Below are 23,258 nucleotides of genomic sequence, written 5' to 3'. Positions count from 1 at the left end.
ACCGTGTACCGCAACCGCATCGTCGCCGGCGTCCTCGCCGCGACCGCCCTCGCCACCGGCGCGACGGCCTGCTCCGGCGACGACAAGGACGACGCCGCGGCGGCCCCGGCCGGATCGTCCGCGCCGGCGGCCTCGCCGAGCGGCGTGCCGGGGGCCGGCATACCGTTCGGGCCCGCGTGCTCGGCCGTCCCGGCGTCCGGCAAGGGCAGCTTCCAGGGCATGTCCACCGACCCGGTCGCGACCGCCGCGTCCAGCAACCCGATGCTGTCCACGCTGGTCGGCGCCGTGAAGAAGGCCGGCCTGGTCGACACGCTCAACGGGTCGAAGAGCCTCACGGTGTTCGCGCCCACCAACGACGCGTTCAAGAAGATCCCGAAGGCGACGCTCGACAAGGCCATGGCGGACAAGAAGACGCTGACGAGCATCCTCACCTACCACGTGATCGGCCGGCGGGTCTCGCCGGCCGGGCTGGGGACGGGCGACTTCAAGACGCTGAACGGCGCCATGCTCAAGAGCAGCGGCTCGGGCGACTCCTACACGGTCGGCGAGGACGCGAACGTCGTCTGCGGCAACGTCCAGACCGCCAACGCGACCGTCTACATCATCGACAGCGTCCTCATGCCGCCCAAGTGACCCCGTCTCACGGCCGGGACCCGGGCATCGCCAGGGTCACCGGCCGTGCGGGGCGCGGCCGGGCCAGGGTCTCGCCGTGGAGGAGATCTCGACGGTCGCCTTTCAGGAGGCGTCCTGGCGCGCGTTCGGGACCAAGGGGGAAGGCGGCGCACCGGCCTGGTCGGCGGCGACCTTCGCGAAGGCGTGCCGGAGCGTAGGGCTGATCACGATGTGCGCGTCGAGGCCCGTGCGTTGCAGGATCCGGTGGCACACCGGGCTCGGGCGGCTGAGGACCAGCCGGCCCCGCCGGGCCGTGACGGTCTTCCAGAGTCCCACCAGAGCCCCCAGGCCGGAGGAATCGCAGAACGCCACATCCTGGAGATCGAGGATGATCCGCCAAGCGGCCGACGCGTGAGAAAGCACATGTTCCCGGAAGGCGTCCGCCGTGAGGTAATCGATTTCACCTTCGACGCGTACGAGAATGCAGGTGTCGCGGTTCTCGACGCGTATTCGGAGTCTGTCGTGAGGGTCGCGCCACAGCCGAAGCGACGTGTGATTCCCGTCTTGTACCGCGTCCATCACCAGACTCGACCTCCTGTCGAGGCGAAGCTACCCCGGAACGCCGAGGGCATTCATGGGCGCCGATCATGAGGCGCCGATCACGCGGCTGACCTGGTCGTTCTCCCGCCGGACGGCGGCCCGCGGAGGAAGCGGAACGAATCTTTGCCTTTCGGCAACTGTCTTGTTGTGGTTAGGGTGGCGGTGAGGACGAGGTCCTCGTTCGGCGGCTCAGCTGAGGAAGGAAGTGGTCCCGCCGCAGGCTGCGACGTGATGGAACTGACCCAAGGCACAGACGGCGCTCAGCGCGTTCTCGACCCGGCGCTGGGACCCGGTCCGTATCCCGCGCTCGCCGTGAATCCGAGCGGTACCGTCATCCGGCTCAATGACGCGGCGCGCCTCCTGCTCGGCATGAATCCGGGCGCCCTCCTGGACGACGCGGCGCCCGCCTGGCTGGCCGACGCGCACCATGCGGTGACCGGCGCCCCCCTCTCCGATGTGACCGAGGCCGATCTGTCGCAGCCGGGCATCTCGCGCCCGGTCGCGCACGGCTCGATCGGCGACCGGGCCTTCGAGGCCCACGGCGTGCCCGACGAGAGCCACGGCGCCCCCGACACTCCGCCGGGCCCCGGGCCGGGGACGGTCTGGTGGCTGTTCGACGTCACCGCGCACCGGCGGCTGGAGCGAGAGCTCGCCGACGAGCGGGAACGCACGGCCTTCCTGGCGGAGGCGTCCAGCCAGTTGCTGGCGTCGCTGAACTTGGAACGGTGCATGGAGGTGACCGTCCACCTGGCGGCGCGCTACCTCGCCGACGCCGCCCTGGTGATCGCGCCCGGTTCCGGGCGCGCCCACCCCGTCTCCTACTGCGGCCCTGACGGCCAGGTGGACCATCAGGAGCTCGTCGTGGACCCCGCGGAGGTGCCGGGGCTCGCGGAGGCGATGCAGGGGTTCCCTCCGATGCCGTCCCGCTGGCTCGACCCGGCGGCCGCGCCTCCCTGGATCCTCCGCGCCGATCTGGGCGACCTCGCCGCGATGGTGGTGACCGCGCTTCCGGGGCACGGTGTGCCCGCGGGGGCGCTGGTGCTGCTCCGGCGCGGCGGGCGGCACGCGTTCTCCGACGGCGAGGAGATGATCGCCCGCCTGTTCGCGGCACGGGCCGGAGCGGCGATGTCGGCCGCCCGCGTGTACGCCGAGCAGGCGTCCATCACCGAGACGCTGATGCGCGAACTGCTGCCGCCGCGCACCCGGGAGCTGGGCGAGGTGGAGCTGGCGGCCCGCTACCGGCCGTCGGGCGCCGGAGAGCGCGTCGGAGGCGACTTCTACGATCTGCACCCCGCGGCCGAGGGCTCCGACCCGGAGCAGGAGTCGCTGGTCGTGCTCGGCGACGTGTGCGGCAAGGGCCTGGAGGCCGCCGTGCTCACCGGCAAGATCCGCAACACGCTCCGGGCGCTGCTCCCGCTGGCCGACGACCACAAGCGGGTGCTGGAACTGCTGAACGGGACGCTGCTGAACAGCGAGTCCACCCGCTTCGTGACCCTCGTGCTGGCCTCGGTGCGGCGGGAGGGCGGTCATGTGCGGCTGCGCCTGACGAGCGCGGGCCACACCCGCCCGCTGATCGTGCGGGCCGGCGGGGAGGTCGAGACCGCCGACACGGGCGGGTCGCTGATCGGAGTGCTGGACAAGATCACTTCTACGACCGCCACCGTGCTGCTGGAGCCCGGCGACACGTGCCTGCTCTACACCGACGGCATCACCGAGGCCTTCGGCGGCCCGCTGGGCGACGAGATGTTCGGCGACGAGCGGCTGAGCGGCGAGCTCGCCCACTGCGGGGGCATGCCCCCGGAGGCCCTCGTCGAGCGGGTGCACATGCTCGCCTCCGAATGGGTGGGCACCGGCAAGCACGACGACATGGCCGTGGTCGCCATCACCGCCCCCCGGCGCTTCCACCTGAGCGCCGTAGGGGGGCAGGGGCCGGGGAGGTTCACCGCGTGAACGGAACCACGGAGCACCAAGGGCCTTCCTCCGAGCTCGCCACGGCGACGGACGGACTCTGGGACGCCGTCATCGCGGGCGACGAGTACGCCGCCGCCGACGCCGTCACGACCGCGCTCGACCGGGGGGCGGACGCCGAGACCGTCCTACTGGAGATCATCGCGCCGCTCCAGGCCCGGGTGGGCCGGGAGTGGGCGGCGAACCGGCTCACGGTCGCGCAGGAGCACACCGCGACGGCGATCAACGAACGGTCGATCGCGGCGCTGGCGCACCATCCGGCGGTGCGCAAGGCCCTGGAACGGCATGGCGAGAGGCCGCGCGGCCGGGTGGCGGTCGCGTGCATCGACGGGGAGTGGCACGCGCTGCCGGCGCGGATCCTGGCCGAGGTGCTGCGGCTGCGCGGCTGGCAGGTCGACTACCTCGGCGCCCAGGTGCCGACCCCGCACCTGATCGCCCACGTGCACCGGACGAACCCGGCCGTGGTGGCGCTGTCATCCTCGATCGCCACCCGGCTGCCCTCCGCGCACGCCGCCGTCACCGCCTGCCAGGCGACCGGAACCCCCGTCCTGGTGGGCGGCGCCGCGTACGGGCCGGACGGCCGGTACGCCGCCCTGCTCGGCGCCGACGGCTGGGCCCCCGACGCCCGCTCCGCCGCCGACCGGCTGGCGGAGGGGCCGCTGGGCAAGCCGCCGCCCGTCCGCCAGGTCGTCGACGACCTGCCGCACCTGGCCGACCAGGAGTACACGCAGATCACCCGGACCGCGCGCGGGCTCGTGCGGTACGTGGTGACCGAGCTGCCGGCCCGCTTCCCGGCGATGGCGGACTACACCGACCGGCAGCGCCGCCACACCGCCGAGGACATCGCCCACATCGTCGACTTCCTCGGGGCCGCCCTCTATGTGGACGACCCCGAGCTGTTCACCGGGTTCATCGGCTGGACGGCGGGCATCCTCGCCGCGCGCGGCGTGCCCGCCCGCAGCCTCCTGCCGGGCCTGGATCTGCTGGCCGAGCAACTCGTCGACTATCCACGGGCCACGGACCTGCTCTCCCGCGCCCGCGACACCCTCCGGCACCCACTGCCGGAAGCCGCCGCCGAAGGAAGGAATGCTTGACTTCCTCCTCCGCCTATAGGCGGGAGGTTCCAGCGGTCGCCCGCCGGTCTTCCTGCTTCGCCGACGACCGCCTCGTCCGGGAGGAGTCCCGTTGAGGTCTTACGCCGTCTCCACAGGCGGATGCCGCCAGCCCGGCGGCCAGGATGTTGCGTGCGGCGTTCACGTCGCGGTCATGCACGGCGCCGCACTCGCACGTCCACTCGCGGACATTGAGCGGCAGCGTCCCGCGGACCGTGCCGCAGGTCCCGCACAGCTTGGAGGAGGGGAACCAGCGGTCGACCACGACCAGGTCGCGGCCATACCAGGCGCACTTGTACTCCAGCATCGTGCGCAGCTCGGCCCACGCCGCGTCCGAGATGGCGCGTGCGAGCTTGCGGTTCTTCACGAGGTTGCGGACGGTGAGGTCTTCGATCACGACCGTTTGGTTCTCACGGACGAGACGGGTCGACAGCTTGTGCAGGAAGTCGCGGCGCCGGTCGGCGATCCGCGCGTGCACGCGGGCGACCTTGCGGCGGGCCTTGTCCCGGTTCGCCGACCCCGCGGCTTTGCGCGACAGGTTCCGCTGCGCCTTGACCAGCCGGGCGCGCTCACGGCGTTCGTGCCGGGGATTGGCGATCTTCTCCCCGGTGGACAGGGTCGAAATCGTCGCATCGGTGGGGTAGAAGCGGTACCTGAACGCCCGCCTGACCTGCCGCGCCATACCCCACGTTCTAGCAGCCTCGGCGCTGACCAACCCGACGAACGCCCAAACGCCCGGCTTGCCTGTTCTGCTCCCCGGAGCCCGTTCCCTGCCCGGCCTGAGGACCGGGGCACCCACGGAGGAATTTGATGACCGCCTTTGTTCCCGATACTCCGCTGCGCGTCGTCGCCACCCTCTCCGGGACGCACGCGCTGCGGATCGAGATTGAGGGTGATCTGGACTTCTACACCGCCGACACGCTGGTGGCCACCGTCCGGACGCAGATGGAGGACAACCCCGACGTCCGCGAGCTGGAGCTCGCCTGCGGCGGGATGGGCCTGTGCGACTCGGCGGGCCTGGCCGCGCTGCTGATGGTCCGCCGCCGGACGTCCGCGGCCGGCGTCCACCTCGTGCTGACCGGCCGGAGCGCGCGGCTCGACCGGCTCCTGGACGTCACGGGGACGCTGCACCACCTCACCGGCGACCCGGCCGAGACGGCCAAGGACCAGGTGCGGGGGCAGGACCAGGAGCAGGAACTGCCCCGGCAGTGACCTCCTGACGACCGCCGGAACTCCGGACTAGGTTCTGTTCAGGTAGGCGAGGACGGCGAGGACGCGGCGGTTGCCGTCGCCGTCGTCGGGAATGCCGAGCTTGCCGAACATGGAGGTCGTGTACTTGCTGATGGCGCTCTCGCTGAGGAAGAGGCGGCGGCCGATGGCCTGGTTGGACAGCCCCTCCGCCATGAGGCCCAGCACGGACCGCTCGCGGTCGGTGAGCCGGTCGAGGCTCCGGTCCGCGGGCCCGCCGGTCAGCAGCCTCGCGATGACGGCCGGGTCCATGGCGGTCCCGCCGGCCGCGACGCGCTCCAGGGCGCCGATGAACTGGTCGGCGTCGAACACGCTCTCCTTGAGCAGGTAGCCGACGCCGCCGGAGCCGTCGCCCAGCAGCTCGCGGGCGTACAGCTGCTCGACGTGCTGGGACAGGATGAGGACCGGCAGCCCGGGCGTCTCGCGGCGGGCGGCCAGGGCCGCGCGCAGGCCCTCGTCCGACTGGTCCGGCGGCATGCGAACGTCGATCACGGACACGTCCGGACGCCACGTCCGCAGCGCGTCGAGCGTCTCGGGCCCGGTGGACGCCGTGGCCACCACCTCGTGCCCGCACGCCTCGATCAGGCGGACCATCCCGTCGCGCAGGAGGTAGAGGTCCTCGGCTACAACGATGCGCATGGCACCGCCATCGTCGCACGGGTCGGGCCGCCCGGCGGGCTGGTGATCTCCAGCGTGCCGTCGAAGACCGCCAGGCGGCGGCGCAGGCCCGCGAGCCCGCCTCCGTCCCGGGGCTCGGCCCCGCCCCGGCCGTCGTCCTCGACCTCGATGGCGATGCCCGCGTCGTCCTGGACGATCGACACCTTCGCGCGGGCGGCCCGTGCGTGCCTGACCGCGTTGGTGAGCAGCTCGGCGACTCCGAAGTACAGGGCCGATTCGATCGGCGGGTCCAGGCGGGGCCGGGCACCGGCGCCGACGGCCACCTCCAGGGGGAGGTCCAGGGCGAGGGCGCGGACGGCGTCGAGGAGCCCGCGCTCGGTGAGCACCGGCGGGCTGATGCCCTGGATCAGCTCGCGCAGCTCGGTGATCGACGTGGCCGCGTCGACCCGTGCTTCGCGCATCACCGCCTTCGCGCGGCGGGGGTCGGTCTCCATCAGCTTCTCCGCCGTCGCGAGGGAGAGCCCGAGCGAGACGAGGCGGGCCTGCGCCCCGTCGTGCAGGTCGCGCTCGATCCGGCGGATCTCGGCGGCCTGCGCGACCGTGGTGTCGGCGCGCTGGGCCGTCAGCTCCCGCACGCGGTCCGCCATCACCATCGCGGGCGAGGGGCGAAGGAAGCGTGCCGCCACCGGCGCGAGCGGCCGCCAGGCGTACGGGGCGGCGGCGACGGCCGCGACCAGGCCCAGAGCCCCGGCGAGGCGCGGGACGGGCCCCGGCCGGCCCAGCCCCAGGACCACCAGGGCCAAGGCGGCCGGCGGGAGGGCCGCGACCACGCCCGCGGTGAACGGCGCGATTCCGATGAACCGCAGGTCACGCCAGTTGGCGGGGTCCTTCCACCGGATCCTCCACTTCTGGTCCATCAGGGCGTCGCGGCGAGTGCGCTCGTAACCGAAGCCGTTCCACCAGTACCCGGTGGACAGCTGCATCACCGGGCCGGGCCGCCGGTACCCGGGCGGGATCACGGTGCCCGTCCAGCGCGCGACGAGGAGGCGGACCGTCCAGCAGAGCGGACGGGCCAGGACGAGTGTTCCCGCACAGATCAGCACGAACGGCGCGACCCATGACCACGGGTTCGCCGCGCCCCAGAAGATCCCCAGCGCCACGGCGGCGGCCCACAGGGCCGGGACGGTCATGCAGATGACGGTCACGACGCATGCCCGCACGAATCCCACACCGGCACGCACCGCCCATGCACCCGCCTGTCGCATGTTTCTCCCTCTCGGTTCTCGTTGGCGCTTCCACTGTGCACCGTCCAGAGCCCGCGTCCGTCCTGGTGAGACCAGGAGTGGGTCTAGCCCCACCCCTCTGTAGGCCCAGGCCGACACGCCAGGCTCCCGGGGTGGCCGGGACGCGGCGTCAGGTGGGCGAATGCGGCGCGGCAGAGGTGTTCGGGGGGCGGGTGACATCCGCGAGTGCTTCGCCGGTGGTCGTCCGGTAGTAGAGGACGGAGCGTCCGGCGCGGCGGCGGTCGATCAGGCGGGCGTCGAAGAGGACCCGGAGGTGGCGGCCGACCGAGCCGAGGCCCTGGCCGGTCAGCGCCACGAGCTGCGTGGTGCTCAGCGGCGTGGCGAGCAGGGCGAGGACCCGGGCGCGGCCCGGGCCGAGGAGGCGTTCGAGCGCCTCGGGGACGGCGGCCTCGCCCGCGCCCGCCAGCGGGGCCGAGCAGGGGTAGACGATCGCGTACCGGTCGGGGTCCGGCTCCTCCCAGGCCACCCAGCCTCCGCGCGGCGTGACCGGGACGAACAGCAGCCGGGCGCCGGAGATGTCGTGCGGCGGGTAGTCGTGGACGTTGATCTGGAGGCGGCCGTCGCCGAGCCAGCGCATCCCGGGGCGCATGTCGTCGAGCGCGGCGGCCCAGCCGCCCTGGCTCAGCTGCCCGGCGCGCGCGACGGCGTCGGCCTCGATGACGCGGCGGCGGCGCTCCCAGTCCGGCTCGACGGTGTGCGTCCACACCCACTCCAGCAGGCCGGCGATCCGCTCGGGCGCGTCGGGGCGGCGCAGCTCGGCGGGCAGCGGGCCGCCGAACGAGACCTCCAGGTCGGCGTGCGCCCGTTCGGGCGGGGTCCGGCGGACGACGGCGAGTTCCTCGGGGAACGGCGGCGAGCCCACGCCCGGGTGCGGCGGCGTCAGGAAGTCGGCGATCCACCTGGTCCTGGTGCCGAGGGCGGCGTCCAGCAGCGCGGCGGTGACCGGGTCGCCCCGCAGCATGCGCCGGTAGGCGGGCAGGTGGACGTCGAGCCAGGCCCGCTCGCCCGGGTGCGCGGCGGCGTTCTTCTCCAGGAGCTTCACGCAGGCGGTGGTCTCCGCGAGGGCCGAGATCACGAACCGCCCGCTCGCGAGCGTGTCCGCGTTGACCAGCCACACACCCATGTTTCGCCTCCCTGCGAAACATTACCGGCCGCCCGGCGGCGGCCCCGAGTCTGTCGATCATGCGCACCTATCGGGATCTCTTCCGCGCCCCGGAGTACACGCCGCTCTTCGCGTCGTTCACGGTCCAGGCGTCCGCCCAGACGGTCAGCGGCCTGGCGCTCGGCACGCTGGTGTACGACGCGACCCGCTCGCCGCTGCTGTCGGCGCTGAGCATGTTCGGCGGCTCGTTCGCCCAGATGGCCGGTGCGCTGACGCTGCTGTCGGCCGCCGACCGCCTGCCGCCGAGGACCGCGCTCGCCTGCATGGCGCTGCTCTTCGGCGCGGGGACGGCCGTCCTGGCGGTTCCCGGCCTTCCGCTGGCGGCGCTGTTCGCCATCGTGCTGGGCCTCGGCCTGGTCGCCTCGCTCGGTAGCGGCGTCCGCTACGGCCTGCTGAGCGAGATCCTGCCCGAGGAGGGCTACCTCCTCGGGCGCTCGATCCTGAACATGGCGGTGGGAACGACGCAGATCTGCGGCTTCGCCGTCGGCGGCGTCCTCGTCGTCGCGCTCTCGCCGCGGGGCACCCTGCTCGCCGGCGCCGCGCTCTACCTGCTCACCGCGGTGGTGGCGGTCACCGGCCTGAGCCGCCGCCCGCCCCGGGCCGCCGGGCGCCCGAGCCCGGCGGAGACCTGGCGCACCAACGTGCGGCTGCTCTCCTCGGCCCCGCGCCGCTGCGCCTACCTGGCGATGTGGGTGCCGAACGGCCTGATCGTCGGCTGCGAGGCCCTCTTCGTCTCCTACTCCCCGCATCACGCGGGGCTACTGCTCGCCGTGGGGGCCGTCGGCATGCTGGTCGGCGACACCGTGACGGGCCGGTTCGTCCCGCCGCGCCTGCGCGAGCGCCTCGGCCCGCCCCTGCGGCTCCTGCTGGCGGCCCCCTACCTGCTGTTCGCCGTGGACCCGCCGCTCCCCCTCGGCGCGGCCGCCGTCCTCCTGGCCTCCGTGGGCTATGCGGCGACGCTGCTGTTGCAGGAGCGCCTCATGGCGCTGACCCCGGTCTCCCTGCACGGGCACGCGCTGGGCCTGCACGCGTCCGGGATGCTCACGATGCAGGGCGTCGGCGCGGCGCTGGCGGGCGGGGTGGCCCAGGCGACGTCGCCCACCGCCGCCATGGCGACCATGGCCGCCGCCTCGGTGGCCGTCACCCTCGCCCTGGCCCCGGGGCTCCGTCCCCTTCCCGCGCTCCGGCCCGCGACCTGAGCGCCGACGCGGCCGGACGGCACGGGATCTCCACACGATCCGCACACGACGGACGCCACCGGCGCGGCGGCGCGGCGTCCAATGAGACATGCGCGTGAAGATGATCCTCCCGGCCCTGACCGAGGCGACCTCGCCGTTCTTCCGTCCGATCAAGTACTCGCTGTTCCCGCCGCTCGGGCTGGCCACGCTCGCCGGGTACCTCGACCCGGACGACGAGGTGACGGTGACCGACGAGCACGTGCAGAAGGTCGACACCTCCGACGAGCCCGACCTCGTGGTGATCCAGGTCTACATCACCTCCGCGCGGCGGGCCTACGAGCTGGCCGACCTGTACCGCGCCCGGGGCGTCCACGTCTGCCTGGGCGGTCTGCACGTCACCTCGCTCCCGGACGAGGCGGCCCGGCACGCCGACACGATCTTCTGCGGGCCCGGCGAGGACACCTGGCCCCGCTTCCTCGCCGACCTGCGCGCCGGGCGCCCGGCGGCCCGCTACGACTCGTCCGAGCGGACGCTCGCCGCGCTGCCGCCGATCCGCCGCGACCTCATCGCCCGCGAGCGCTACCTCGTCCCGAACTCGATCGTGGTCTCGCGCGGCTGCCCGCACGTGTGCGACTTCTGCTATAAGGAGGCGTTCTTCGAGGGCGGCAAGTCGTTCTACACCCAGACCGTCGACGCGGCGCTCGCCGAGATCGACCGGCTGCCGGGGCGGCACCTGTACTTCCTGGACGACCACCTGTTCGGCAACGCCCGGTTCGCGTCCGCGCTGTTCGACGGGATGCGCGGGATGGGACGGCTCTGGCAGGCGGCCGGGACGGTGAAGGCGGTGCTGAACCCCGGGCTCCTGGAGAAGGCCGTCGAGTCCGGGCTGCGGAGCCTGTTCGTCGGCTTCGAGACCGTCAACGCCGGGAACCTCACCGAGCAGCGCAAATGGCAGAACATCGACCGCGACTACGGCGCGGTGGTCCGCCGGCTGCGCGACAACGGCGTGATGGTCAACGGCAGCTTCGTGTTCGGGATGGACGAGGACGACCCGTCGGTGTTCGACCGCACCGTCGAGTGGGCCGTCGGCCAGGGGATCGAGACGGCCACCTTCCACATCCTGACCCCTTATCCCGGCACGCGCCTCTACGGCCGCATGGCCAAGGCCGACCGCCTCCTGCACTCGGACTGGGACCGGTACGACACCCGCACGGTCGTCTTCAAGCCCGCCAAGATGACCGCCCGGCAGCTTGAGGACGGCTACTGGCGCGCCTACCGCGACTTCTACCGCTGGGGTTCGATCCTGCGCGGCGCCGCGACCAAGCCGACGCTGCGCGGCAAGGCCAGGCACGCCGCCTACGCCGGCGGCTGGAAGAAGTTCGAGCCCGCCTGGGACCTGGTCATCCGCGCGAAGCGGGCGGGCCGCGCGCTGCCGCTGCTGGAATCGGTCCTGTCCGGCTTCGGCAGCCGTCCGGCCGGTTCCGAACCCGGCCGGGAGCCGGAGCCGGTTTCCGTATCCTGATCCCTTCGCCTGGAAGGGCGACGTCCGCGCGCCGCCCGCTCCCCGCACAACGCGGGGGACGGGTTTTGCAGGTTTCCTACAACTACAGCGGCGCAGCGTGCGTTGTCGGCGGCATGGCGCCGCCGCCCTCTGGGCGGAAAGGTGAATGTGTCCGGGTGCGCCGTGCCCCGGGAGCCGCACATCGTCTGGCAGCTCACGTCGTCCAACGGCGCACATCGTCTACAGGAGGGCTCGGTCGGGTGTTCAGTCGTGTCGCCATCGTGAACCGGGGTGAGGCCGCGATGCGGCTCATCCACGCCGTACGGGACATCGCCGCGGAGAGCGGGACGCGGATCGAGACCGTCGCCCTGTACACCGATGTCGACCGGACGGCCACCTTCGTCCGCGAAGCGGACCTGGCCCACGACCTCGGGCCCGCGTCCGCCCGGCCGTACCTGGACCTGGAGGTCCTGGAGCGCGCGCTGGTGGAGACCGGCGCCGACGCCGCGTGGGTCGGCTGGGGCTTCGTCGCGGAGGACCCGGCGTTCGCGGAACTGTGCGACCGGATCGGGGTGACCTTCGTCGGGCCGAGCGCGGAGGCCATGCGCCGGCTCGGCGACAAGATCGGCGCGAAGCTGATCGCCGAGGAGGTCGGCGTCCCGGTGGCGCCGTGGAGCCGCGGCGCGGTCGAGACCCTGGACGAGGCGGTCGCGGCGGCGGCGCGGATCGGCTACCCGCTGATGCTCAAGGCGACCGCGGGCGGCGGCGGGCGCGGCATCCGCGTGATCACCAGCGAGGCCGAGCTGGCCGACGCCTACGAGCGCACCAGCCAGGAGGCGGCGCGGGCGTTCGGCAGCGGCGTCGTGTTCCTGGAGCGCCTGGTCACCGGCGCCCGGCACGTCGAGGTCCAGGTCATCGCGGACGGGGAGAGCGCGTGGGCGCTCGGCGTGCGCGACTGCTCGGTGCAGCGCCGCAACCAGAAGATCATCGAGGAGTCGGCGTCGCCGGTGCTCGGCGCCGAGCAGACCGCCGAGCTCAGGGCGTCGGCCGAGCGGCTCGCCGTCGCGGTCGGGTACCGCGGCGCGGCGACCGTCGAGTTCCTCTACCACCCCGGCGACCGCATGTTCGCGTTCCTGGAGGTCAACACCCGCCTCCAGGTCGAGCACCCGATCACCGAGTCCACCACCGGGATCGACCTGGTCAAGGCGCAGCTGCACGTGGCCTCCGGCGGACGGCTCGAAGGCGCGCCGCCGGCGGAGCGCGGGCACGCGATCGAGGCGCGGCTGAACGCCGAGGACCCCGACCGCGACTTCGCCCCCTCGCCGGGCCGCATCGCCCGGCTGGACCTGCCCGCCGGGCCGGGCATCCGGGTGGACACCGGTGTCAGCGAGGGCGACACGATCCCCGCCGACTTCGACTCGATGATCGCCAAGATCATCGCCTACGGCCGCGACCGGGACGAGGCGCTCGGCCGGCTGCGCCGCGCGATGACCCAGACCACGGTGATCATCGAGGGCGGCGCGACGAACAAGAGCTTCGTGCTCGACCTGCTCGACCGGCCCGAGGTGATCGACGCGAGCGCCGACACCGGCTGGATCGACCGCGTCCGCGCCGAGGGCGACCTCGTCACCCACCGGCACTCCGCCGTCGCGCTCGCGGCCGCCGCCATCGAGGCCTACGAGGAGGCGGAGGGCGCCGAGCGGCGGCGCCTGCTGTCGACGGCGTCCGGCGGGCGCCCGCAGGCGCGGCACGAGAGCGGCCGGCCGCTGGACCTCAAGCTGCGCGGCGCCGGCTACCGGGTGCGGGTGGCCCGGGTCGGCGCGGACCGGTTCCGCGTCGCCGTCGAGGCGGGCGGCGAGGTCCGCACCGCCGACGTCGAACTCGAACGCTTCGACCGGCACCTCGGCCAGATCACCGTCAACGGCGCCCGGTACCGCCTGCTCACCGGCACCCACGGGCCGGTCCACTTCGTCGAGGTGGACGGCGTGGCGCACCGGGTCAGCCGCGACGAGGGCGGCGTCGTCCGCTCGCCGGCGCCCGCGCTGGTCGTCGCCACGCCCCTGGAGGTCGGCGCCGAGGTCGAGGCGGGCGCGCCGGTGCTGGTCCTGGAGAGCATGAAGATGGAGACGGTGCTGCGGGCGCCGTTCAGGGCGCGGCTGAAGGAGTGCGTCGTCACCGTCGGCAGCCAGGTGGAGACGGGTGCGCCGCTGCTGCGGCTGGAGCCGCTCGCCGACGAGGCGGAGGTCGCGGATGTCGCGGCGGCCGGGACGGTCGAGCTGGACCTGCCCGCCGCGCCCGGGGCCGTCCCGGCCCGCAGGCGCGCCGCGCGCGGCCAGGAGGACCTGCGCAGCCTCCTGCTCGGCTTCGACGTCGACCCGCACGACGAGCGCCGGACCCTGGACGACTACCTCGCCGCGCGCCGGGCCGCCGCCGCGGACGGGCACCGGCCGATGGCCGAGGAGCTCGGGCTCATCGACGTGTTCGCCGACCTCGCCGAGCTGAGCCGCAACCGGCCGGCGGGCGGCGACGGCACCGACGGCGGCCACGTGCACAGCGCCCGCGAGTACTTCCACACCTACCTGCAGAGCCTCGACGTCGAGCGGGCCGGGCTGCCCCAGGCGTTCCAGGCCAAGCTCGCCAAGGCGCTCGGCCACTACGGCGTCACCGACCTGGAGCGCTCCCCCGAGCTCGAGGCGGCGGTGTTCCGGATCTTCCTGGCCCAGCAGCGGGCGTCCGCCGACGCCTCGGTCGTCGCGACGCTGCTGCGCGAGTGGCTGGGCGAGCCGCCGCCGGACGAGGCGCAGCGCGAGTCCGCCGGGCTCGCGCTGGAGCGGCTGGTGGCCGCGACCCAGGTCCGGTTCCCCGTGGTCTACGACCTGGCGTGCGGCGTGGTGTTCGCCTGGTTCGCCCAGCCGCTGCTGCGCCGCAACCGCGCCGCCGTCTACGCCCGCGTCCGCCGCAACCTGCGGCACCTGGACGCGCACCCGGACGCGCCGGAGCGCGACGAGCTCATCGCCGAGATGGTGCGCAGCACCGAGCCGCTGGTGCGGCTGCTCGGCCAGCGGCTCGTCCGCGGCAACCGCAACAACGCCGTGATGCTGGAGGTGCTCACCCGGCGGTACTACGGGAACAAGGACCTCACCGGCGTCCGCACCCGGGAGGCCGGCGGCTGCGCGTTCGTGGTCGCCGAGCACGCGGGCTCGCGCCTGGTCTCCTCCGCGGTGAGCTTCGACGCGCTCGGCGGCGCGCTGCGCGGCCTCGCCGAGCTGGCGGCCGGCGACGAGGCCGTCGACGCCGACATCTACCTGTCCTGGGAGCGGCAGCCGGAGGACTTCGACGCGATGGCCGCCGCGCTGCAGGAGGCCGTCAGCGCGCACCCGCTGCCGCCGCAGGTCCGCAGGCTCACCGCCACCGTCGCGGGCAGCAGCGGCGCGGTGATGCACCACCACTTCACGTTCCGCCCGGCGGAGGGCGGCGGGACGGATGAGCGGAGCGATCCGGGGGGTGTGGGGGGTCGTCCCCCCACAGGGGGCATGGCCGAGGAGCGGCTGATCCGCGGCCTGCACCCGTTCATCGCGCAGCGGATGCAGATGGAGCGGCTGCACAAGTTCGACCTCACCCGGCTGCCGTCCTCGGACGAGGAGGTCTACCTCTTCCAGTGCGTGGCGCGCGACAACCCGTCCGACGACCGGCTCGTCGCGTTCGCGCAGGTGCGCGACCTCACCGCGCTGCGCGACGGCGACGGCAGGCTGCGCTCGCTGCCGACGGCCGAGTACACCCTCGCCACCTGCCTGGACTCGATCCGCCGGGCGCAGGCGCGGCGGCCGTCCAAGAAGCGCTTCCCGACCAACCGCATCGTGATCTACGTCTGGCCGACGAGCGACCTCACCCGCGCCGAGCTGCAGCGGCTCGCGGGCCGCATGCTGCCGACGGCGGCGGGCGCCGGGCTGGAGGAGGTCCTGCTCATCGCGCGGCAGCGCGACCCGCGGACGGGCGAGCCGGTCAAGGTCGCCGTCCGGGTCTCCTTCGACGCCACGGGCGGCACCCGGCTGACCGTCGGCGCGCCGTCGGACGCGCCGGTCGAGCCGCTGGACGGCTACCGGCAGAAGGTGCTGCGGGCGAGCAGCCGCAACACCGTGTACCCGTACGAGCTGACGGACCTGCTCGGCGACTTCGTCGAGCACGACCTCGACGACGACCACGCCCTGGTGCCGGTGGACCGGCCGAAGGGGCGCAACAGCGCGGCGATCGTCGCGGGCGTCGTCACCAAGCGGACCCGGCGGCACCCGCAGGGCGTCACCCGGGTCGTGCTGCTCGGCGACCCGACCAAGTCGCTCGGCGCGCTGTCGGAGCCCGAGTGCCGCCGCGTGATCGCCGCGCTGGACCTGGCCGAGCGGATGCGGGTGCCGCTGGAGTGGTACGCGCTGTCCTCGGGCGCCCGGGTCTCGATGGACTCGGGCACGGAGAACATGGACTGGGTGGCAGCGGCGCTCAAGCGGATCGTCGAGTTCACCCAGGACGGCGGCGAGATCAACGTCGTCGTCGCGGGCATCAACGTCGGCGCCCAGCCGTACTGGAACGCCGAGGCGACGATGCTCATGCACACCAAGGGCGTCCTGATCATGACGCCGGACTCGGCGATGGTGCTCACCGGCAAGCAGGCGCTCGACTTCTCCGGCGGCGTCTCGGCCGAGGACAACTTCGGCATCGGCGGCTACGACCGGGTGATGGGGCCGAACGGGCAGGCGCAGTACTGGGCGCCGAACCTCATCGCCGCGCGGGACGTCCTGATGTCGCACTACGACCACACCTACGTCGCGCCCGGGGAGCCGGGGCCGCGCGGCGCCGGCACGACCGACCCCGTCGACCGCGACGTCTCCGCCTTCCCGCACGTCCTGGAGGGCAGCGAGTTCACCACGGTCGGCGAGATCTTCTCCGCCGCGGCGAACCCGGACCGCAAGAAGCCGTTCGACATCCGGACCGTGATGCGGGCGCTGTCCGACCAGGACCACCCGGTGCTGGAGCGCTGGGCGGGCATGGCCGACGCTGAGACCGCGGTGGTGCAGGACGTGCACCTCGGCGGCATGCCGGTGTGCCTGCTCGGCATCGAGTCGCAGTCGGTGCCGCGGCGCGGCTTCCCGCCCACCGACGGCCCGGACGCCTACACCGCGGGCACGCTGTTCCCGAAGTCGTCCAAGAAGGCCGCGCGGGCGATCAACGCGGCCAGCGGCAACCGGCCGCTGGTGGTGCTGGCGAACCTGTCGGGCTTCGACGGCTCGCCGGAGTCGATGCGCCAGCTCCAGCTGGAGTACGGGGCCGAGATCGGCCGCGCGATCGTCAACTTCCGCGGCCCCATCGTGTTCTGCGTGATCTCCCGGTACCACGGCGGCGCGTTCGTGGTGTTCTCCAAGACGCTGAACCCGAACATGACCGTGCTCGCGCTGGAGGGCTCGTTCGCGTCGGTGCTCGGCGGCGCCCCGGCCGCCGCGGCGGTGTTCGCCGCCGACGTCAACGCCCGGACCGCCGCCGACCCGCGGGTGCGGGACCTGGAGGCCCGCGTCGCGGCGTCCTCGGGCCCCGGCCGCGCCGCGCTGACGGCGGAGCTGGACGAGCTGCGCGCGACGGTCCGCACGGAGAAGCTCGGCGAGGTGGCAGCGGAGTTCGACCGCGTGCACGACATCCGGCGCGCGGTCGAGGTCGGCTCCGTCGACGCCGTCATCCGCGCCGCGGAGATGCGCCCGCGGATCATCGAGGCCATCGAGGCCCGTCGGGGGTGACCCCGCGCCGCCGGGGACCGGCCGGCCCCCGCACCGTCAGCGGTGCGGGGGCGCGGCCGTCTCGGGCGTCACCAAGATCATGGCCAGGTGCGGCTAGGAGATCCAGCCGTTGGCCTGCGCCCGGTCGAGGACCTCGTCGGCCTCGCGGGTGTCGAGCATCTCCAGACCGCGGACGGCCCAGAACCGCAGCGACGCGTCGGGGCTCTCCAGCTGGCCGCGGAACACCTCCAGCGCCTCCGGCGACCGGGCCTCGGCGATCAGTTCGAGCAGCCAGCAGCGCAGGCCGGGGTCGTCCCGCTCCGCCGCGAACTCCGCGATCAGCTCGCCGACGTAGGCGTCGGCGTGCTCGCGCAGGAAGTCGAAGGCGTCCTCCCGGACCCGCGGCTCCCTCGTCCGCATGAACTGCATGGCCTGATCGAAACGCCGCCGCGACATGCGCCGACCCTATGACCGCCTCCCGACAGAACGCACCCCGGCGAACGCGCCGGGCCGCGGGTCAGCGGATGCCCTTCCAGAGGTCGGACAGGAGGGCGGACAGGTTCTGGATCGTGTCGCCGTGCCGCTCGGCGAGGGCCTGCTCGTGCGCGCGGGCCAGCGCCTCCAGCCGCTCCAGCTTGGCGCGGCCCAGGTCGGAGACGTGCACCGACACCCGGCGGCGGTCCCGGCTGGAGTGGGACCGGTAGAGGCAGGCGGAGTCGACCAGGGCGTCCACGAGCCGGGTCAGGGTGGGGTGCGGGATCTCGACGATGAGCGCCAGCTCGCCCATCGAGACGTCGTCGGCCTCGGCGAGGGCGCGCAGCACCCGCCACTGCTCGACCGTCGCGCCCTCCTCGTCCAGGCGGGCGCCGAGGTCGCGGGCCAGGGCCCGCTGCGTTCGGGTGAGCAGGTCGACGAGTTCGGTCTCCGCCGTGCGCGCCGCCGCGCCGTGCCGCTCGACCACCCGGTGCCTCCCTCGCCAGCCGCCCGTGGGGAGAGCATACTTGGCCTGGTCATGAAGGGTTCGGCGGTCATGCGCGCGGTGGTGCGGGACGGCACGGGGTTGCTGGTCACCGGGCCTGACCCCGCGGTGCTGCGGCTCGGGCTGCTGCTGCCGCTGTCGGGACCGCTCGGCCTGACCGGGCCGTCCGGGCTGAGCGCCGCGTGCCTGGCCGCGACCGAGGTCAACGCCTCCGGCGGGGCGGCGGGACGGGCCGTCGAGCTGGTGCCGGTGGACGCCGGGCGGGCGCCGGGCGCGGTGGCGGGCGAGGCCCGGTTCCTCGCCGACGCCGGGCTCGTCCAGGCGTTCGTCGGGTTCCACACGAGCGACGTGCACCGGGGCCTGGAGGCGGCGCTCGCCGGGCAGGTGCCGTACGTGTTCACGCCGCCGCACGAGGGCGGGCCGCGGCGGCAGGGCGTGGTGCTGCTCGGCGACTCGCCGGAGCGGCAGCTCGGCTCCGCGCTGCGCTGGCTGAGCACGCGGCTGAGGCTGCGGCGGTGGGCGCTGGTGGGCAGCGACTACATCTGGCCGCGGGCGGTGCACCGGACGGCGGCGCGGCTCGTCCGGTCGGCGGGCGGCGAGGTGGTGCTGGACCGGCTCGTCCCCTTCCCGTGGGCGGCCGGGGACGACCCGGAGGCCCTCTTCGAGGAGGTCGTGCACGCGCTGGCGCGGACGCGCGCGGAGGCGATCCTGCTCAGCCTGGTCGGCCGGGACCTCGCCGTGTTCAACCGGGTGTTCGCCGCCTCGCGGCTGTCCGCCGGGGTGGTCCGGCTGTCGGGGGCGCTGGAGGAGAACGTCCTGCTGGCCGCCGGCGGAGACGACACCGGTGAGCTGTACTCGGCGATGCGGTCGTTCGCCGGGCAGGGGGACGAGCGGCAGCTCGCGCTGGCCGAGCGGTACCGGACGGTGTTCGGCGAGGTCGCCCCCGTCCTCGACGCCTACGCGGAGGGCTGCTACGACGGCGTCCACCTGCTGGCGGCGCTGGCCGCCGCGGGCATGCTGACCGCGCGGCACGGGCGGCCGGCCTCGGCGCGGCTGCTGGCGGGCGCCGACCCCGTCGCGCGGGGCGCCTGGTCGGCCGCGCCGCTCGGCCCGCCGCGCCCGGAGGGCTACCTGGCCAGGGCGGACGGCCTGGACCTCACCGTCGTCACCCGCCTCTGAGATCTGTGCGCATCAAATCTTTTCATTTGAAAAGATTGCCTCTAGGGTTCGCGGAGCGGGAACGACCCGCGTCCTCGGCTGAGGAGGAAGCATGGCCGTCGACCCAACGCCGCCGGAGGGCATCGAGCGCTACGGGTACGCCCAGGAGCTGCGGCGCTCCCTCACGTTCCGGGACCTGGTGGTCTACGGACTGATCTTCATGGTGCCGATCGCCCCGTTCGGCATCTTCGGCAGCGTCTTCGAGGGCTCGGGCGGCATGGTCGCGCTCGCCTACGCCATCGGGATGCTGGCCATGCTGTTCACCGCCGGCTCGTACGCGCAGATGTCGCGGGCCTTCCCGATGGCCGGGTCGGTCTACACCTACGCCGGGCGGGGCATCGCGGCGCCGGTCGGGTTCCTGTCCGGCTGGATGATCCTGCTCGACTACGTGCTGGTGCCGGCCCTGCTCTACCTGATCGCCGGCGTGGCGATGAACTCGCTGGTGCCGGACGTCCCGGTGTGGCTCTGGCTCATCGCGTTCGTCGTGCTCAACACCGTCGTCAACTTCTTCGGCATCGAGATGACCGCCCGGATCAACCGGATCATGCTGGTCGCCGAGCTGGCCGTCCTGGCGGTCTTCCTGGTGGTGGGCCTGGTGGCGCTCGCCCAGGGCAAGGGCCACGGCGGGGGCGGCCTCAGCCCGATCTACAACGGCGCGACGTTCTCGTGGGGGCTGGTGTTCGGCGCCGTGTCGATCGCGGTGCTGAGCTTCCTCGGCTTCGACGGCATCTCGACGCTGGCGGAGGAGAACCGCGAGTCGGCCCGCGCCATCGGACGGTCCATGGTGGCCTCGCTGCTGCTGGTCGGTGTGCTGTTCATCGTCCAGACGTGGGTGGCCTCGCTGCTGGTGACCGATCCCGACAGGCTGGTCGGCGAGGGCGACCCGGACGGGACCGCGTTCTACGACGCCGCGCGGGTCGCGGGCGGGGCGTGGCTGGCCAAGCTGACCGCGCTGGCCACCGCGATCGCCTGGGGCTTCGCCAACTCCCTGGTCGCGCAGGCCGCGACGTCCCGGCTGCTGTACGCCATGGCGCGGGACCGGCAGCTGCCGAAGTTCCTCGCCAGGGTGCACCCCCGGCGGCAGGTCCCGGTCAACGCGACCCTGCTGGTCGCGGCCGTCTCGCTGGGCCTCGGCCTCTACATGGAGCAGCGCGAGGACGGCATCACGCTGCTCAGCTCGCTCGTCAACTTCGGCGCCATGACGGCCTTCCTGGTGCTGCACGTCTCGGTCGTCGTCCACTACGTCGTCCGGTCGGGCAGCCGGGACTGGTGGCGCCACCTGGTCGCGCCGGCGATCGGCTTCGGCATCCTCGGCTACGTGGTGGTCAACGCGAAGGTCGCCGCGCAGGAGCTGGGCTTCCTGTGGCTCGGCATCGGGCTGGTGCTGCTGGTCGGGCTGCTGGTCACCCACCGCCGTCCGGCCCTGGCCGGCATCGCAGAGGAGGACGAGAAGTGACGTTCGACGTGGTCCCGCTGAGGGACACCGAGCCCGGTTTCGCGTTCGGCGGCCGGGAGGCGGCGCTCACCGTCGCGCCCGGCACCGTCGTGGAACTGACGACCGAGGACTGCTTCGGCGGCGCCGTCCAAGGGGTGGACGATCTGCCGAGCCGGGTGTGCACCTTCCCCTACCTCAACCCCGTCACCGGCCCCATCGCCGTCGCGGGCGCCGAGCCGGGCGACGCCGTCGCGGTGCACTTCGTGGACATCCGCCCCGCCCGCGACTGGGCGGTCTCGTCCACCTTCCCGCACTTCGGGGCGCTGACCGCGACGCACACGACGGCGATGCTGCACCCGGCCCTGCCGGAACGGGTGTGGATGTACGACGTGGACGCCGCGCGCGGGATCTGCCGCTTCCGGGCCCGCGCGAGCGACCTGGAGATCGAGCTGCCGCTCGATCCCATGCACGGCACCGTGGGCGTGGCCCCGGCCGCCAACGAGGTGATCATGAGCATCACCCCCGGCGCGCACGGCGGCAACATGGACACCCCGGAGATGCGCGCGGGCACCACCGCGTACTTCCCGGTCAACGTGCCGGGCGGCCTGGTCTCGATCGGCGACGGCCACTGCCGCCAGGGCGAGGGCGAGGTCTGCGGGACCGCCGTGGAGGCGGCGATGAGCACCGTGGTGGTCGTCGACCTGATCAAGGGTGCGGCTCCCGCCTGGCCGCGTCTGGAGGACGACCTCCACCTGATGTCGACCGGCTCGGCCCGCCCGCTGGAGGACGCGTTCCGGATCAGCCAGCACGACCTGGTCGGCTGGACGTCCTCGCTGCTCGGCCTGGACGAGCTGGACGCCTACCAGCTGGTCAGCCAGGCGGCGCTCGCCCCGGCGGGCAACGTCGTCGACACCAACTACACGATGCTCGCGAAGATGCCCAAGACCGCCCTGCCGGGCGTCTCCGCATACGACGGCGTCCACGCGCGCCTGCGCGGCACCGCCGAGAGGTACCTTTCCCAGCGCTGACGACGTCAGGGCCCGGCCTTCCACCTTCATCACCCTCCGTGTTCGTATAATGCCGATGCGTTGCGACGTTCGGGGGCGGAGCGCGGCCGCGCGCTCCGCGGGAGGGGTGTGCGTCTTGAGGACGAGCTGGAAAGTGGCGGGGGTGGCCGTCGGGACGGCCGCCGCCGCGGTCGTGTCCGCGGGGTGGTCGGCCGGGGCCTCCGGAGCCGGAGCTTCCGGAGACGGCCGGTGGAGGCTGGTCGCGCATGAGGAGTTCGACCGGCCGCTGCGCGTCGACGGGTCGCCGTGGCGGCTCGACCCGCAGGGGCCGCGCAGCCCGTGGGCGGTCGACGCGTTCGACGACGACGGGGCGGCCTGGAAGAAGATCAGCGGGCCGCTGTTCGAGCGGCAGATGAAGACCCTCAACGTGTTCCGCAAGCGCGTCGCCTTCGGGCGCGAGGGGTGGCTGACGGCGGAGGTCGCCGCCGTCGACAAGGACCGCGACGGGCGGCCCGACTCCCGCCCCGGGCTGTCGGCCGTGACGCTGCCGGGCGGGCACAACGTCGCGCGGATCTCCGAGCCGAAATGGGACGCGGGGGTCCTGATCCGGCCGACCCGCCCGCTGCCCCGGTACTACCGGGTGGAGATGACCCTGCGCGGCATCCAGTTCGGCGGCAAGCGGGGCGGCACGTTCGACTACAACGGCAGGCACAACGGCTACACCAGGGAACCGTGCAAGACCCGGTACCCGTGGACGTTCCAGGGCGCGCTGCCCGGCAAGTCCCGGTGCCAGTACCCCGACGTGACGCGGGAGAACGGGTTCTACTACCTGACGATCCTCGACCACGCGAACCCGGCGCCGCACGGCAACCCCGGCATCCACTTCCGGCGCAAGGTCATCATGGACGGCTACTACAGCGACGACGCCCGCTGGAAGAACGCCGCGACCTGCAACCCGAAGACCCGCACGATGTACCGGACGTTCGACGGCACCTTCAACGGGATCAACGCACTGTTCCCGCGCGGCGACCTGTTCCGCGAGACCGCCAACAACAACATCAGCAACGAGTACTACGCCAAGACCGCGTGCGGGGAGGCGTCCATGGACCGGCGGTACGGGCCGGGCGGCCGGTTCGAGGGGCACCTGACCAGCGCCGAGCTGCGGCCGGAGCTGATGCCGAAGGCCGCCTACCGGTTCGCCATCGAGCGCGACCGCACCGGGTACACGCTGGAGATGAGCGGCCCGTTCCTGCACACCGGGCAGACCACGCTGCGCGTCCACCACGGCTTCGTGGAAAACGGGCGCCCGATCTGGCACTACAACCAGACGCCCGGCGAGTACGACGGCCGGTTCGACCGCAGGCTCGTCCACAAGGGCCCGGCCGGGACGTACACGACCGAGCACAACTGGCCGAAGGGCTCGGCCTACCCCGACTCCTTCATCATCGGCGACCCGCACCTGAACTACTACGAGGGCGAGGCGTTCGTCGACGACGTCCGCCTCTACATCCCCAAGAACCAGAGGTGATCCGCGCCGGCGGGGCGCGTTCCGCCGGCGGC

Annotated in this window: 17 protein-coding genes and 1 pseudogene; 11 read left to right on the top strand and 7 right to left on the bottom strand. The window is 73.4% G+C overall.

Translation table 11 applies throughout. The annotated features are described in order from the left end of the window. Positions 1-3: 3 nt before the first annotated feature. The gene (locus AB0H37_RS27175; RefSeq protein WP_360616105.1) at positions 4-633 is read left to right on the top strand and encodes a fasciclin domain-containing protein; all 630 of its coding nucleotides are present in this window, start codon (positions 4-6) and stop codon (positions 631-633) included. A 102-nt stretch (positions 634-735) separates the two neighbouring features. Here AB0H37_RS27175 and AB0H37_RS27170 read toward each other — a convergent pair whose 3' ends face one another. Next, a complete protein-coding gene (locus tag AB0H37_RS27170; RefSeq protein WP_360616187.1) occupies positions 736-1,191 on the bottom strand; it encodes an STAS domain-containing protein in 456 nt (151 codons plus the stop codon). A 252-nt stretch (positions 1,192-1,443) separates the two neighbouring features. Here AB0H37_RS27170 and AB0H37_RS27165 point away from each other — a divergent pair, with 252 nt between their 5' ends. Next, complete coding sequence (locus tag AB0H37_RS27165; protein WP_360616103.1) at positions 1,444-3,162, top strand: PP2C family protein-serine/threonine phosphatase; 1,719 nt, start codon at positions 1,444-1,446, stop codon at positions 3,160-3,162. Next, positions 3,159-4,274: a cobalamin-dependent protein gene (locus tag AB0H37_RS27160; RefSeq protein ID WP_360616101.1), complete on the top strand. Its 1,116-nt coding sequence runs from the start codon at positions 3,159-3,161 to the stop codon at positions 4,272-4,274. Before AB0H37_RS27165 ends, AB0H37_RS27160 begins: the two co-directional genes overlap by 4 nt. Before the next feature lie 13 nt (positions 4,275-4,287). On the opposite strand, the pseudogene AB0H37_RS27155 reads toward AB0H37_RS27160, so the two are convergent. Next, positions 4,288-4,911, bottom strand: a pseudogene (locus tag AB0H37_RS27155) (RNA-guided endonuclease TnpB family protein); the annotation flags it as partial. A 191-nt stretch (positions 4,912-5,102) separates the two neighbouring features. On the opposite strand from AB0H37_RS27155, the gene AB0H37_RS27150 reads away from it, so the two are divergent. Continuing rightward, positions 5,103-5,504: an STAS domain-containing protein gene (locus AB0H37_RS27150; protein WP_360616099.1), complete on the top strand. Its 402-nt coding sequence runs from the start codon at positions 5,103-5,105 to the stop codon at positions 5,502-5,504. 27 nt (positions 5,505-5,531) lie between these two features. Here the strand turns inward: AB0H37_RS27150 and AB0H37_RS27145 are convergent, their stop codons facing one another. The 3 genes from AB0H37_RS27145 to AB0H37_RS27135 form a co-directional block, all read right to left on the bottom strand. Beyond that, positions 5,532-6,179 carry a response regulator transcription factor gene (locus tag AB0H37_RS27145; protein WP_360616097.1) on the bottom strand — a complete coding sequence of 216 codons (648 nt, stop codon included), beginning with the start codon at positions 6,177-6,179 and terminating at the stop codon, positions 5,532-5,534. After that, positions 6,164-7,423 carry a histidine kinase gene (locus AB0H37_RS27140; RefSeq protein WP_360616095.1) on the bottom strand — a complete coding sequence of 420 codons (1,260 nt, stop codon included), beginning with the start codon at positions 7,421-7,423 and terminating at the stop codon, positions 6,164-6,166. Before AB0H37_RS27140 ends, AB0H37_RS27145 begins: the two co-directional genes overlap by 16 nt. Before the next feature lie 148 nt (positions 7,424-7,571). Then, the gene (locus AB0H37_RS27135; protein WP_329096073.1) at positions 7,572-8,585 is read right to left on the bottom strand and encodes a winged helix-turn-helix domain-containing protein; all 1,014 of its coding nucleotides are present in this window, start codon (positions 8,583-8,585) and stop codon (positions 7,572-7,574) included. A gap of 59 nt (positions 8,586-8,644) precedes the next feature. On the opposite strand from AB0H37_RS27135, the gene AB0H37_RS27130 reads away from it, so the two are divergent. The 3 genes from AB0H37_RS27130 (at position 8,645) to AB0H37_RS27120 (ending at position 17,080) form a co-directional block, all read left to right on the top strand. Next, positions 8,645-9,823, top strand: coding sequence for an MFS transporter (locus tag AB0H37_RS27130; protein WP_360616093.1), 1,179 nt, complete (start codon positions 8,645-8,647; stop codon positions 9,821-9,823). 88 nt (positions 9,824-9,911) lie between these two features. Beyond that, positions 9,912-11,324 carry a radical SAM protein gene (locus tag AB0H37_RS27125; RefSeq protein ID WP_360616091.1) on the top strand — a complete coding sequence of 471 codons (1,413 nt, stop codon included), beginning with the start codon at positions 9,912-9,914 and terminating at the stop codon, positions 11,322-11,324. A gap of 239 nt (positions 11,325-11,563) precedes the next feature. Beyond that, the gene (locus tag AB0H37_RS27120) at positions 11,564-17,080 is read left to right on the top strand and encodes a carboxyl transferase domain-containing protein (protein WP_329096077.1); all 5,517 of its coding nucleotides are present in this window, start codon (positions 11,564-11,566) and stop codon (positions 17,078-17,080) included. Between the two features lie 93 nt (positions 17,081-17,173). Here the strand turns inward: AB0H37_RS27120 and AB0H37_RS27115 are convergent, their stop codons facing one another. Together AB0H37_RS27115 and AB0H37_RS27110 are read right to left on the bottom strand one after the other, a co-directional pair. Then, positions 17,174-17,515, bottom strand: a complete 342-nt coding sequence (locus tag AB0H37_RS27115) for a HEAT repeat domain-containing protein (RefSeq protein ID WP_329096080.1) — start codon at positions 17,513-17,515, stop codon at positions 17,174-17,176. 61 nt (positions 17,516-17,576) lie between these two features. Next, complete coding sequence (locus AB0H37_RS27110) at positions 17,577-18,020, bottom strand: MarR family transcriptional regulator (RefSeq protein ID WP_179832125.1); 444 nt, start codon at positions 18,018-18,020, stop codon at positions 17,577-17,579. A gap of 51 nt (positions 18,021-18,071) precedes the next feature. Here AB0H37_RS27110 and AB0H37_RS27105 point away from each other — a divergent pair, with 51 nt between their 5' ends. The 4 genes from AB0H37_RS27105 to AB0H37_RS27090 all read left to right on the top strand — a co-directional run bounded on the left by AB0H37_RS27105 (position 18,072) and on the right by AB0H37_RS27090 (position 23,226). Next, positions 18,072-19,217, top strand: a complete 1,146-nt coding sequence (locus tag AB0H37_RS27105; protein WP_360616088.1) for a substrate-binding domain-containing protein — start codon at positions 18,072-18,074, stop codon at positions 19,215-19,217. 91 nt (positions 19,218-19,308) lie between these two features. After that, positions 19,309-20,712, top strand: coding sequence for an APC family permease (locus AB0H37_RS27100; RefSeq protein ID WP_360616086.1), 1,404 nt, complete (start codon positions 19,309-19,311; stop codon positions 20,710-20,712). Next, complete coding sequence (locus AB0H37_RS27095; protein ID WP_179832122.1) at positions 20,709-21,719, top strand: acetamidase/formamidase family protein; 1,011 nt, start codon at positions 20,709-20,711, stop codon at positions 21,717-21,719. The genes AB0H37_RS27100 and AB0H37_RS27095 overlap by 4 nt, the downstream gene beginning before the upstream one ends. Positions 21,720-21,861: 142 nt before the next feature. Continuing rightward, positions 21,862-23,226: a hypothetical protein gene (locus tag AB0H37_RS27090; protein WP_360616084.1), complete on the top strand. Its 1,365-nt coding sequence runs from the start codon at positions 21,862-21,864 to the stop codon at positions 23,224-23,226. Positions 23,227-23,258 lie beyond the last annotated feature (32 nt).

The organism is Actinomadura sp. NPDC023710 (assembly GCF_040639875.1).
GTDB classification, from domain to species: Bacteria; Actinomycetota; Actinomycetes; order Streptosporangiales; family Streptosporangiaceae; genus Spirillospora; species Spirillospora citrea.
Note: the sequence above shows the minus strand (reverse complement) of the source record. Positions and strands in the feature narration are given on the sequence as shown.

What these genes read in the sequence shown, in the direction of transcription:
- AB0H37_RS27100 (WP_360616086.1), top strand. Translation starts at nt 19,309, where the DNA reads ATGGCCGTCGACCCAACGCCGCCGGAGGGCATCGAGCGCTACGGGTAC.
- AB0H37_RS27130 (WP_360616093.1), top strand. Translation starts at nt 8,645, where the DNA reads ATGCGCACCTATCGGGATCTCTTCCGCGCCCCGGAGTACACGCCGCTC.
- AB0H37_RS27145 (WP_360616097.1), bottom strand. Translation starts at nt 6,179, where the DNA reads ATGCGCATCGTTGTAGCCGAGGACCTCTACCTCCTGCGCGACGGGATG.
- AB0H37_RS27115 (WP_329096080.1), bottom strand. Translation starts at nt 17,515, where the DNA reads ATGTCGCGGCGGCGTTTCGATCAGGCCATGCAGTTCATGCGGACGAGG.
- AB0H37_RS27105 (WP_360616088.1), top strand. Translation starts at nt 18,072, where the DNA reads ATGAAGGGTTCGGCGGTCATGCGCGCGGTGGTGCGGGACGGCACGGGG.
- AB0H37_RS27165 (WP_360616103.1), top strand. Translation starts at nt 1,444, where the DNA reads ATGGAACTGACCCAAGGCACAGACGGCGCTCAGCGCGTTCTCGACCCG.
- AB0H37_RS27150 (WP_360616099.1), top strand. Translation starts at nt 5,103, where the DNA reads ATGACCGCCTTTGTTCCCGATACTCCGCTGCGCGTCGTCGCCACCCTC.
- AB0H37_RS27125 (WP_360616091.1), top strand. Translation starts at nt 9,912, where the DNA reads ATGCGCGTGAAGATGATCCTCCCGGCCCTGACCGAGGCGACCTCGCCG.
- AB0H37_RS27135 (WP_329096073.1), bottom strand. Translation starts at nt 8,585, where the DNA reads ATGGGTGTGTGGCTGGTCAACGCGGACACGCTCGCGAGCGGGCGGTTC.
- AB0H37_RS27170 (WP_360616187.1), bottom strand. Translation starts at nt 1,191, where the DNA reads ATGGACGCGGTACAAGACGGGAATCACACGTCGCTTCGGCTGTGGCGC.
- AB0H37_RS27140 (WP_360616095.1), bottom strand. Translation starts at nt 7,423, where the DNA reads ATGCGACAGGCGGGTGCATGGGCGGTGCGTGCCGGTGTGGGATTCGTG.